The 12,406-nt window shown below is 32.9% G+C and carries 11 protein-coding genes and 1 tRNA gene; 6 read left to right on the forward strand and 6 right to left on the reverse strand.

Annotation, left to right across the window (positions count from 1 at the left end; all coding sequences use genetic code 11):
- Positions 1 to 4: 4 nt before the first annotated feature.
- The 6 genes from MHM83_RS03035 to MHM83_RS03060 all read right to left on the reverse strand — a co-directional run bounded on the left by MHM83_RS03035 (position 5) and on the right by MHM83_RS03060 (position 5,805).
- Positions 5 to 223: a PLD nuclease N-terminal domain-containing protein gene (locus MHM83_RS03035; RefSeq protein ID WP_239178339.1), complete on the reverse strand. Its 219-nt coding sequence runs from the start codon at positions 221 to 223 to the stop codon at positions 5 to 7.
- A 100-nt stretch (positions 224 to 323) separates the two neighbouring features.
- Positions 324 to 1,616 (reverse strand): aminopeptidase P family protein, encoded by a 1,293-nt coding sequence (locus tag MHM83_RS03040; protein ID WP_239178340.1) that lies wholly within the window; start codon positions 1,614 to 1,616, stop codon positions 324 to 326.
- Positions 1,617 to 1,689: 73 nt separating this feature from the next.
- The gene (locus MHM83_RS03045) at positions 1,690 to 2,274 is read right to left on the reverse strand and encodes a Crp/Fnr family transcriptional regulator (protein ID WP_073182406.1); all 585 of its coding nucleotides are present in this window, start codon (positions 2,272 to 2,274) and stop codon (positions 1,690 to 1,692) included.
- A gap of 217 nt (positions 2,275 to 2,491) precedes the next feature.
- The gene (locus MHM83_RS03050; protein ID WP_239178341.1) at positions 2,492 to 3,805 is read right to left on the reverse strand and encodes a DEAD/DEAH box helicase; all 1,314 of its coding nucleotides are present in this window, start codon (positions 3,803 to 3,805) and stop codon (positions 2,492 to 2,494) included.
- Positions 3,806 to 3,971: 166 nt separating this feature from the next.
- Positions 3,972 to 4,937 carry a succinylglutamate desuccinylase/aspartoacylase family protein gene (locus MHM83_RS03055; protein ID WP_073182408.1) on the reverse strand — a complete coding sequence of 322 codons (966 nt, stop codon included), beginning with the start codon at positions 4,935 to 4,937 and terminating at the stop codon, positions 3,972 to 3,974.
- A complete protein-coding gene (locus MHM83_RS03060) occupies positions 4,918 to 5,805 on the reverse strand; it encodes a RimK family alpha-L-glutamate ligase (protein WP_073182409.1) in 888 nt (295 codons plus the stop codon). Before MHM83_RS03060 ends, MHM83_RS03055 begins: the two co-directional genes overlap by 20 nt.
- Before the next feature lie 142 nt (positions 5,806 to 5,947).
- Here MHM83_RS03060 and MHM83_RS03065 point away from each other — a divergent pair, with 142 nt between their 5' ends.
- The 6 genes from MHM83_RS03065 to MHM83_RS03090 all read left to right on the forward strand — a co-directional run bounded on the left by MHM83_RS03065 (position 5,948) and on the right by MHM83_RS03090 (position 12,404).
- Positions 5,948 to 8,773, forward strand: coding sequence for a VPS10 domain-containing protein (locus tag MHM83_RS03065; protein ID WP_239178342.1), 2,826 nt, complete (start codon positions 5,948 to 5,950; stop codon positions 8,771 to 8,773).
- 96 nt (positions 8,774 to 8,869) lie between these two features.
- Positions 8,870 to 9,232: a dihydroneopterin aldolase gene (gene folB, locus MHM83_RS03070; RefSeq protein ID WP_047788131.1), complete on the forward strand. Its 363-nt coding sequence runs from the start codon at positions 8,870 to 8,872 to the stop codon at positions 9,230 to 9,232.
- A 55-nt stretch (positions 9,233 to 9,287) separates the two neighbouring features.
- Positions 9,288 to 9,358 (forward strand) — tRNA-Cys (locus MHM83_RS03075).
- A gap of 80 nt (positions 9,359 to 9,438) precedes the next feature.
- Positions 9,439 to 10,284: an MBL fold metallo-hydrolase gene (locus MHM83_RS03080; RefSeq protein WP_159610668.1), complete on the forward strand. Its 846-nt coding sequence runs from the start codon at positions 9,439 to 9,441 to the stop codon at positions 10,282 to 10,284.
- Positions 10,285 to 10,294: 10 nt separating this feature from the next.
- Entirely contained in the window at positions 10,295 to 11,932 is a 1,638-nt protein-coding gene (locus MHM83_RS03085; RefSeq protein ID WP_239178343.1) for a S8 family serine peptidase, read from the forward strand.
- A gap of 67 nt (positions 11,933 to 11,999) precedes the next feature.
- The gene (locus MHM83_RS03090; protein WP_239178344.1) at positions 12,000 to 12,404 is read left to right on the forward strand and encodes a hypothetical protein; all 405 of its coding nucleotides are present in this window, start codon (positions 12,000 to 12,002) and stop codon (positions 12,402 to 12,404) included.
- Positions 12,405 to 12,406: the final 2 nt, after the last annotated feature.

Consider the following 12,406-nt stretch of genomic DNA (forward strand, 5'->3'; position numbering starts at 1 on the left):
TTGTTCACTCTTTTATTTTTTGTTCTCTTCCAATTAGGAAATATAAAAAAGCACCAAAAAAGTTAGCTAATAAAACAACGAGAATCCAGACAATTTTATTGTTTCCTTTAAATTTACTTTTTAAAATATCAATAAGCGCAATTATTGTTGGAATAATTCCAAGTAAAACAATTAAGATTAAAATTAGTTGCCATACTCCAACCATTTCTATATAGGTAGTCATCATAATGATTTTTAAACGCTAAAAGTAGTAAAATAAAAACGCCATTAAAACTCCTTTTAATAGAAATTTTAATAACGCTTTTAAAATATGGAAAATGATACTATTTATTCATAATATCTTCTATTTCGTCTGCTTCAATAGGTATGTTGCGCATTAAGTTGAATGGCTCACCTGTTTCTTGAATAACTACATCATCTTCTAAACGAATACCAAAACCTTCATCAGGAATATAAATACCAGGTTCAACTGTAAATACTTGGTTTGCTTGCATTGGTTCATGTAACAATCCGTAGTCATGCGTATCTAAGCCCATGTGGTGAGAAGTACCGTGCATAAAATATTTTTTGTATGCTGGCGAGTTAGGGTCTTCATTTTGCACATCAGCTTTGTCTAATAACCCTAAACCTAATAATTCCGAAGTCATTAATTTACCAACCTCAACATGGTACTCAGCCCAAAGAGTTCCTGGAACTAACATTTTAGTAGCGTCGTTTTTTACACGGTTAACAGCATTGTATACCGCTTTTTGCCTGTCGGTAAAACGACCAGAAACAGGTATGGTACGAGTCATATCCGAAGAATAGTTAGCATATTCAGCTCCAACATCCATCAGTAATAAATCACCTGCTTTACATTGTTGGTTGTTTTCAATATAGTGCAATACGTTTGCATTGTTACCAGAAGCAATAATTGGGGTATAAGCGAATTTCTTAGAACGATTTCTGATGAACTCGTGAATGAATTCTGCTTCTATTTCATATTCCCAAACACCAGGTTTTACGAAGTCTAACACACGTCTGAATCCTTTTTCAGTAATGTCACAAGCCGTTTGAATTAAATCAATTTCGATTTGATCTTTTACCGAACGTAAACGTTGTAAAATTGGGTTACTTTTTGCTACTGAATGTGCAGGATATTTGTTTAATAACCATTTAGTAAAACGAGCTTCACGAGTTTCAGTTTCAACATTAGCACGGTAATGTTCGTTCGTGTTGATATAAACCGTATCAGCTAAAGCCATCATTTCAGCCAGTACTTTTTCTAAGTCTTGTAACCAGTATACGTTTTTAATACCGCTAGTCTCTAATGCTCTTTCTTTGGTTAGTTTTTCACCTTCCCATACAGCAATATGCTCGTTAGTTTCACGTAAAAATAGTACTTCACGTAGATTTTCTTTCGGACAATCAGGAAATAAAATTAATATACTTTCTTCTTGGTCAACACCACTTAAAAAGAAAATATCACGGTGTTGTTCAAAAGGTAACGTGCTATCGGCACTTACAGGATAAATATCGTTTGAGTTAAAAATAGCTAAACTACTAGGCTTCATTTGAGCCATGAAGTTTTTACGGTTTTTTATAAATAATTGACTGTTTATTGCGTCGTACTTCATAATGTTTCAATTAAATTGATAAGATTCCCTCAAAAATACGGAAAGAAACTATGCAAATATTAGCCATTTGGCGCTAATTTATGTTTTTTCGAATTCTACTCATATGGCGAGTAGAAATTCCTAAAAAAGAAGCTAAATAATGTAGTGGAACTTCTTGAAGTAGTTTAGGTTCGTTTACGAGTAGTTTTTTATAACGCTCTTCAGGAGTTAAAGTCAGTAAATCAATGCGGTAATCGTCAATCAAAAAAATTTGATGTTCGACTAAGTTGTAATAAAACTGATAAAAGGCCTTATTATGTTTCATTAAATGTTTAAAATCACTTATGTTAATAATCCAAAGCTTGCAGGCACTCAAAGCTTTAATGTTTTTAGGAGAAGGAGTTTGTTGTAAAAAACTTTTTAATGATGAGGTAAAACTATTTTTTAAAGCTAAATAAGTGGTCTTTTCTTCTCCAGAAACCGAGACAGCATGTTGTAAAATGCCACTTTCTATAAAACAAAAATAGGAACAAACGTTTCCTTTTTTAACAAAAAAATCATTTCTAGATAAGGAAAACTCTTTAAAACAGTCAATAATTTCTGGAATTAACATATTTAAGACTTCATTATTTATAATGTTTTGTATGTGCTGTGTAATAGCTTTTTTAGAAGCATCCATTTATGGAAATAAATTTTTAGCTTAAAAGTATAAAAAAGGATGCTTTTTACAGCATCCTTTGAAATAAATTGTATTGATAATTGATTTTAACTCAACTAATCTGGTATAGGCTTTTTATCTAATATTTTAATAACTTCTTTAGTTTTTCAAAGAATTAACATAGAAGTTTTTTAGTAATGAAACTTCAAAAAACTTAATAATTAAAGAAGTAAAATTGTTAACGAGATGTTTTGTTATTATTTTTCCTATTACGATTATTTCGTTTTCTAGGAGTATGTTTTTTAGTGTTTTCTGTTGACACTTTTTTCTTTGAATTAGAAGATGTTTTAAGTGTTTTTTTAGTCGGTTTGTTTCTAGATTGCTGCTTTGGTCGCTCAGTAGTTATTTCATTTTTTATAGTAGATAAATCAAAACCTTCTAATTCAGAAATAGCTATTTTTTGCCCTAATAACTTCTCAATACTTTTTAAATAAGCTTCTTCCTCTTGTGCGACCAAAGAAATTGCTTCGCCACTAGCACCAGCTCTTCCTGTTCTACCAATTCTGTGTACATAGTCTTCAGGAACATTGGGAAGTTCAAAATTAATAACGTGTGGTAATAATGGAATGTCTAATCCACGAGCAGCAATATCGGTAGCTACCAGTACTCTGATAGAATTATCTTTAAAGCCTTTTAGAGCTTTGGTTCTTGCTCCTTGACTTTTGTTACCATGCATAGCTGCTGCTGAAATTCCTCGTTTAATTAGTTTTTCAGTCAACCTATTAGCACCGTGCTTGGTTCGAGTAAAAATTAATACCTGGCTCCAGTTTCCTTTTGAAATTAACTGACCAACCAATTCTGTTTTCTTGCTCTTCGGAACTTTGTATAGTTTCTGATTTACTTTTTCGGCAGTTGTATTTTCAGGAGCTGTTTCAACTAAAACCGGGTTGTGTAAAATACCTTGTGCTAATTTTTTTATTTCTTTTGAAAAAGTTGCCGAAAACAATAAATTTTGACGTTTTTGTGGTAAAAAAGAGATGATTTTTTTAATATCTCGTAAAAACCCCATGTCTAACATTCTGTCGGCTTCATCTAAAACCAAAACATCTACACGTTTTAAAGAAAGTTGATTTTGTTCATGTAAATCAATTAATCTACCAGGAGTAGCTACTAAAATATCTATTCCTTTTTTAAGAGTAGCTATTTGAGAACTTGGTTTTACACCACCAAAAATAGCGGTAGATTTAATGTTTAAATGCGTGCTATATTCGCGCACATTATCATATACTTGAGCTGCTAATTCTCTTGTAGGAGTTAGCACTAATGCTTTAATTGGACGGTATTTCGGATTCTTTTTTTCTGATATGTTTTGTAAAATAGGCAAAGTAAACCCTGCTGTTTTACCGGTTCCAGTTTGTGCAGAGGCTAATACGTCTTTACCTTCTAAAATAACGGGAATTGCTTTTTCTTGAATAGGAGAGGGAGTTTCGTACCCTTTTTCGGTTACAGCTTTCACTAAAGCTTTTGATAAACCTAACGATGTAAATGTCATATATAATTCTTCAGTAGTATTTAAAGAAAATACTACTATGAGCCAGCAAAGGTACTGCTATTTTATTGGGGTTCGGCTATAAATAAAAAAAGCCTTACCTAAGATGCTTCTATATTAATATAACTGATTTAATGAGAGAACTAAAAACAACAATTAAGAAAAGTTGTTATGGTTTCCCTATGTGGAATAAAGCATCTCCCATATTAATGATTGGAAAATTATTTTTAGCAATGATATATCCATCGTAAGGTGATTTTACGGAAAAATTTGTTTCTCCATAGGTATCCATAATATACCCTAATATTTGTCCTTTTATTATTTGATTACCATTGTTAACAACAGAAGTAAATAAGCCAGCTACTTTAGCACGAACCCATTTATGTTTATTAATGTGTATTGAAGTAGTGTTTTTAGGTATTTCTATATTTTCACTTATCATTTTAAAATGTTTTAAAACACGAAGTGTTCCGTTAATACCTTGTTTAATAGCATGCTCTTCAAGCCGTAACGATTCTCCTCCTTCATAAACAATTACAGGAATATTATTTTTATAACATTGATTTCTAAAAGACTTCGGAATAAGTTTAGAGCCAAACATAAATGGAGCATTGAAAATATTGGCTAGTTGAACTCCTTTTTTATCTTCAGGAGTGTATCGTATTTGTGGGAAGTTATTTCGTTGTTCACCTCCCGTATGAAAATCAATAGCAAAATCTACATTATTGGTAATTTCTTTCATTAAATAATACGCCATTCTACTAGCTAAAGAACCCGTTTTTGAACCAGGGAAACTACGATTTACATCTTTACCATGCATGTCTCTCGACATATTTAAAAAGCCAAACACATTAAGTAAAGGAACCACGATAACACAACCTCGGTGAATTTTGTACGATTTATCAATTAACATTCTTCTGACTAATTCAATACTATTTACTTCATCTCCGTGTAGACCACCCTGTAGTAGAATAGTAGGACCTAATTGATTACCATTAAAAATATACACAGGAATTTCTATTAGAGTACCTGTAGGTAACCTATCAATTGGAATCTTAATTAATTTAGATTCGCCTAAACCAATTTTTTGTCCACGAATTTCTATGATTTCGTTTTTAAAATTTTGTTCGAACATTTTCTTCTAAAAATTTAATAATAACTTTAGCAATATTGTCTTTGGTGTAGGATTCAATTCCTTGTAAGCCAGGAGTTGAGTTGACTTCAATTAATAGAGGTCCTCTTTTTGATCGAATCATATCAACGCCAGCAATAGGAAGTTCTAAGTGTTGAGCTGCTTTAATAGCTATTTCTTCTTCTTCGGGAGTTAATGTAACCTTGTGTCCGCTACCTCCTTTATGAATGTTAGAACGAAAGTCCCCCTCGAGCCCTTTACGTTTCATAGAAGATACCACTTTGCCATTTACAATAAAAGCACGAATATCTTCACTGTTACTTTCCTGAATAAATTCTTGTAGTAAAATACTGGTATTTGTTCCGTGCATAGTATCAATAATAGACATCGCAGATTTTTTGCTTTCAGCTAAAATTACTCCAGAGCCATGTGTTCCTTCTTGTAGCTTAATAATTACAGGAGAACCACCTAATAAATCTATTTGCTCACCAATATTTTCAGCGTCAACAGAAAAAACAGTCTGCGGAATAGGAAGTCCATTTCTACTCATTATTTGTAAAGTACGAGCTTTGTTCTGTGCATCAACAATACCTAAATAACTAGCAGTACTATATACTCCGTTCATTTCAAACTCTTTTACAACTGTTGTTCCATGTTTCATGGCTGAAACACCTATTCGAGGAATAATAACATCAGGAATATCAATAATATTTTTACCGTTGTATAGAATAGCAGGTTTACCATCGCCAAGTTTTATAAAACATTTTAAATGGTTTATAATTTCAACTTTATGTCCACGACGACTTGCCTCTTTATATATTCTTTGTGTTGAATAAATCTGGTCACTAACAGAAAGAATAAAAATAGTCATAACCTAAAAATTTTGAGGTTAAACAAAGCTACTAATTTTTTTGTTTGACAAGAACTTCAAAAAGAAGTCTCTCAATATTCTGTTAATTTTTTTGAAATAGTTTTTGCTTACAGTATTTTCACTTCTTCTAAACCAAATTATAATGAGAACCTTAGCCAAAGCTTTAATAGCTTTATTTCCGTTTACAGTAGCTGCACAGCAACCTACATCTGCAGAGAAAATACAACAAGCTTTACAACAAAAAGAAGCATTAACTTTAACTTCTACAGTAAAAAATATTCCCTTTAAAAATATAGGACCTACAGTGATGAGTGGGCGTGTAGTGGATATTGATGTAAACCCAGCAAATACTACAGAGTTTTATGTAGGTTATGCTTCAGGAGGAGTATGGCATACTGATAATAACGGAACAACTTTTACTCCAATTCTAGACAACTCTCCTACACAAAATGTAGGCGATATTGCTGTAGATTGGAAAAATAGAACAATTTGGGTTGGTACAGGAGAAAATAATTCTTCTCGATCATCGTATGCAGGAATCGGAATTTTAAAATCTACCGATAAAGGTAAAACTTGGACAAACGTTGGGTTACTCGATTCACATCATATTGGACGAATTTTAATCAATCCAAAAAATCCTGATGAAGTAATAGTAGGTTCTATAGGACATTTATATTCATCAAACAATGAAAGAGGAATTTTTAAAACTACAGATGGAGGAAAAACCTGGATAAAAACCTTGTTTATTGATGAAAATACTGGAATTATAGATATTCAACCTGTACCAAATAACTTCAATATTTTATATGCTGCTGCTTGGGAGCGTGAACGTAAAGCATGGAATTTTGATGGAGATGGAAAAAATTCTGCAATTTATAAATCGACAGATGCAGGAAATACTTGGACTAAAATTTCTGATAATAATGGTTTCCCTAATGGAGATGGAGTAGGAAGAATTGGTTTAGCAGTATATGATCAAAACACGGTATATGCTTTTCACGATAGTCAATTCCGAAGAAAAAAAGATGCTGCTAAGAAAGAGAAGGGAGCAGGAGCCTTAACAAAAGAGGAGCTTGCATCAATTTCGGCAGATGAACTTTTGAATATGAAAGACAAAAAATTGAATTCATATATCAAAATGAATGGTCTTCAAGAAAAATATCGTGCGGAAAATATTAAGCAAATCATTCGCTCAAGTCCGGGAGAAATGAAGCCAAGTGATTTAATTGATTATTTAAAAGATGCAAATGCAGCGTTATTTGATACTCCAGTAATAGGAGCGGAGGTTTTTAAGACTACTGATGGAGGAAAAACATGGAAAAAAACACATGAAGGGCATTTAGATGATTTATACTATTCGTATGGGTATTATTTTGGAGAAATTCGTGTTGATCCGCAAGACAAAAATGGAATCTATGTATTAGGAGTACCAATTTTAAAGTCGAAAGATGGTGGAAAAACATTTACATCTATTAGTAAAGAAAATGTACATGCAGACCATCAGGCGCTATGGGTAAACCCTAAAAAACAAGGACACTTAATTGATGGAAACGACGGAGGGCTAAATATTTCATACGATGATGGTGAGAGCTGGATTAAATTAAACCAACCAGCAGTTGGACAGTTTTATACCGTATATGCGGATAATCAAGAAGTGTACAAGGTATATGGAGGATTACAAGACAACGGAGTTTGGGTAGGAAACCACAATGCAAAAATTGACAAAAGCTGGCATCAAACAGGACAAAATCCTTACGAAAGTTTAATGGGAGGTGACGGAATGCAGGTTGCTGTTGATGACAGAAATCCGAATATAGTGTACACAGGCTATCAGTTTGGAAACTATTATCGAATTGATAGAGCAACAGGAAAGCAAACCTATATTCAGCCGAAACCAAAAAAAGATAAACCAGCATATCGATTCAATTGGCAAACTCCTATTCAGTTGTCAAAACACAATCAAGATATTTTATATTTAGGAGGAAATAAGTTACACCGTTCTTTAAATAAAGGTGATGATTGGGAAGAAATTTCTGGAGATTTAACCAAAGGAGAAAAGGAAGGAAATGTAGCTTACGGAACATTAACTACTATTTCTGAAAGTCCATTTCAATTTGGATTAATCTACGTAGGTTCTGATGATGGATTGGTACAAGTAACTAAAAACGGAGGAGGAAATTGGGAGAAAATCTCTAATTCTTTACCCCAAAATTTATGGGTAAGTCGTGTAATAGCTTCAAAGTATAAGAAAGAGCGTGTATATGTTACGTTAAACGGATATCGTTTTGATGATTTTACACCGTATGTATACATGTCTGATGACTATGGAAAAACATGGAAAAATATAAGTAGTAATATTCCAGCTTCTGCGGTAAATGTGATTAAGGAAGATCCTAAAAAAGAGAATGTCCTATACTTAGGAACTGACAACGGATTGTATGTTTCTTTCAATCAAGGTTCAACATGGGAAGCTTTTAGCAACGGATTGCCAAATGTTGCAGTACACGATTTAGTAATTCAACCTAAAGCAAAACATTTATTAGTAGGAACACATGGGCGTAGTTTGTACAAAGCGAATATTACTTCTTTACAAGAATTTGATAACAAAGAAGCTATTTTCAGTATTAAGGATATTAAGAAAAGAAAATCTTGGGGTAGTTCTTGGAGTAAATGGTTAGAACCAAATACACCAAAAATCACAATTCCTTTTTATGTAACTACAAATAAAGAAGTTGTGTTAGAAATATATTCGGGTAAAGTTTTGGTAAATACTATAAAGGCTAAAGCAACAAAAGGATTTAATGAAGTAGTGTATGATGTTTCTTTTTCTGAAAAAGGAAGAAAAAAGTACTTAAAGAAAAACAAAGAAGCTAAGGTAAAAAAAGCAAAGAATAACAAGTATTATTTACCTAAAGGGAAATATAAAGTAACAGTGGGTGAGTTAAGTCAAACATTTGAAGTTCTTTAACAAAGAGATTATAAAAGAGAAAAACAAAACTGTTTTTCTCTTTTTTTGAAATAAAATTTACACAACTTAATAAAGAAACATTACTATTTTTGCGGTATGGGAATAATACGTGTAAACGACATTCGTGTTTTTACAAATCACGGATGCTTAGATGAAGAAGCAAGAATCGGTTCGGAATATAGAGTTGATATTGAAGTAAAAGCTGATTTACAAACATCTGCAAAAACAGATAATTTGGTTGATACGGTAGATTATGTGCATTTGAATAAAATTGTAAAAGAAGAGATGGCAATTCGTTCTAAATTACTAGAGCATGTTGCTCAACGAATTTTAAGTAGAATCTTTAAAGAAATACAACTGGTTGATGAAGCGGAGGTTAGCGTAGCAAAAATTAACCCACCCATTGGAGGAAATGTTGCTGAGGTTGCAATTGTTTTATCAGAAGTGCGTAAAAAGTAAAAAAAGCTTGCAAAAAAAGATAAAAGCTGTAAATTTGCAGTCCTTATCAATATAAGGTGTCGTGGCCGAGTGGCTAGGCAGTGGTCTGCAACACCATCTACAGCGGTTCGAATCCGCTCGACACCTCAAAAAGCTCATCAATTATTGATGAGCTTTTTTGTTTTCCTTAACAAATTAATTCGTTAAAAATCTGCATCTTTGTAGCTATGCGAATTTATCCGATAGAAACAGGAAACTTTAAATTAGACGGAGGCGCTATGTTTGGCGTAGTTCCGAAAACAATTTGGCAAAAGACAAATCCTGCCGATGAAAACAACATGATTTCAATGGGCATGCGATGTATGTTGATTGAAGATGGAGATCGTTTAACGCTAATTGATACAGGAATTGGTAATAAGCAGTCCGATAAGTTTTTTGGATATTATTATTTATATGGAGACTTTTCATTAGATACTTCTTTAGCAAAACATGGTTTCCATAGAGATGATATTACCGACGTGTTTTTAACACATTTACATTTCGATCATTGTGGAGGATCAATTCAATGGAACAAAGATAGAACGGGGTATGAACCAGCTTTTAAAAACGCACGTTTTTGGAGCAATCAACGTCATTGGGATTGGGCAGTACACCCAAATGCGAGAGAAAAAGCATCTTTTTTAAAAGAAAACATCTTACCAATTGAAGAAAGCGGACAACTAAACTTTTTACATCTAAACGCAAAAGATTATGTTGGGTTTGATGTGTTGTTCAAAGATGGACATACCGAAAAACAAATGCTACCGAAAATAGAATATCAAGGAAAAACATTGGTGTTTATGGCAGATTTACTACCAACAGCAGGTCATATTCCTTTGCCTTATGTTATGGGGTACGATACAAGGCCACTACTTACCTTAAAAGAAAAAGAAGCTTTTTTAAACGAAGCAGCAGATAAAGAATTTTACCTGTTTTTAGAACATGATGCTTACAACGAAGTAATAACAGTAAAGCATACAGAAAAAGGAGTTCGTTTAAAGGAAACATTTAAGTTTACAGATATTTTTAATTAAGATAGAGATTATGAGAGTTTTAAAGCCCGTATTTTACTCGGCAATTGCAGTGGCTACTTTAGCTAGCTGTAAAACAGTAAGCAAAATCCCTGTGCCAGCAGGAAGTAATACCGTAGTGAATATTCCAGCGAAAAATGCTGAATTAACAGACTATGAGCAAGAAAACTGGCAGCATTTAGACTTGGCTACAGATACAATTCCAGGAATGAGTGTAAATAAAGCCTATGAGTTTTTAAAAGGGAAAAAGCATGTAGAAGTTGTAGTTGGTGTCGTTGATTCTGGAACTGATTTAAAACATGAAGATTTAGTTGATGTAGCATGGGTAAATACTAAGGAAATTCCTGGAGATGGAATTGATAATGATAAGAATGGATATGTTGATGATATTAATGGATGGAACTTTTTAGGAGACTCATACAAAGAACATTTAGAATACGAACGTATTTTAATGAAACCAGAAGTTGCAGATGCTGAAACCTTAGCAGAAGTAAAAGCATATCAAGCTGAAAAAGTAGCAGAAGCAAAGAAAACAGTTGCTCGTTATGGAGGTTTAAAAGGAATGGTTGCAGATGCTGATAAAGCATTTACTAAATACTTTGGAAAATCAACCTATACTAAAGACGAAGTAGGAGCTATCAATACAAATGATGAAATGTTAGGCAATGCAAAAAACTTTGCAACTAGAATGTTTGGTTATTTTGATACGCTAGAAGAAGCTAAAGAGTACTTTGAAAAAGGTATTAAAAACGCTGAAAAGACAATAAATGGAGATAACTTAAAAACAGATTACCGTACTGTTGTTGGTGATAATGCGTATGATATTAATGATAAACCAGGATATGGAAATGGTAATACAGGTCATTCTGAAAAAGATGAAGCGCATGGTTCTCACGTTTCAGGTATCATTGGAGCAACAAGAAACAACGATAAAGGAATGGACGGGGTTGCCAATGTAAAAATCATGGCTGTACGTTCAGTTTCTGACGGAGATGAGTATGATAAAGATGTTGCTTTAGGTATTCGTTATGCAGTAGATAACGGAGCAAAAGTAATCAATACAAGTTTTGGTAAAGGTTTTTCACCAAACAAAGAGTGGGTTTACGATGCAATAAAGTATGCAGCATCAAAGGATGTGTTAATTGTAAATGCAGCAGGAAATGATGGAAAGAATATTGATGTTGAGAAGACTTTTCCTAACGACGCACCAGATTTAATGAATGAAGTTGCAGATAACTTCTTAACAATCGGAGCAATGAGTGCAAACTATAATGAAGAATTACCAGCAGCTTTTTCAAACTATGGTAAAAAGAATGTAGATGTGTTTGCACCAGGGGTACAAGTGTATTCAACAACTCCAGACAATGAATACAAGAAGTTTAACGGAACTTCAATGGCGTCTCCAGCAGCAGCAGGAGTTGCTGCATTAGTGCGTTCTTATTATCCTGAGTTAACAGCGAGTCAAGTAAAGCATATTTTAATGAATTCAGGAACGAAGATAGATTTAGAAGTTAATAAACCAGGAACAGGAGCTAGATATGGTACTGCGCCTGTAAAAGTTCCTTTCTCAGAACTATCAGTATCAGGACGTGTTGTAAATGCATACAATGCAGTTAGAATGGCTGATAGAATGGTAAACGGAAGAAAATAAAACCAGTATAAACAAGCTAAAAAAGAGCATTATTTTTTGATGCTCTTTTTTTGTTATAGGAAAACACATGCAACTAGAATTCAACAAAAAAACACAGGAATTAACAATTAAAGATGAAGTGCCAATGCATTCATGGTTAATTATCTCTTTAATGTTAATTAATGGAATTAATATGGGAGTTCAGTTGCATTTAATGAGTTATGAAAACAAGGAAACTCTTTTTGTTTTTATGTTTTTACTTGCAGTAGTTTCTGTAGTAGTAATATTTTATTACGTAGTAAAAAGATCATGGAAATCTAAATACTTACTTAATGAAATTGAAGGAATAGAAACAAGAAAAGCCTACGGAAGAGAGCGGGTTTTTCTAAAATTACGCAATGGAAAAAGACGTAGTTTTCCAGTATTAAAAAATGAAAAAGAACTAAGTGATTTTAAGAAAACACTAACCTCAATGGGGATTAAATCAGTTTAAAC

The organism is Tenacibaculum sp. Mcav3-52, assembly GCF_022347665.1.
Lineage (GTDB): Bacteria > Bacteroidota > Bacteroidia > Flavobacteriales > Flavobacteriaceae > Polaribacter > Polaribacter mesophilus.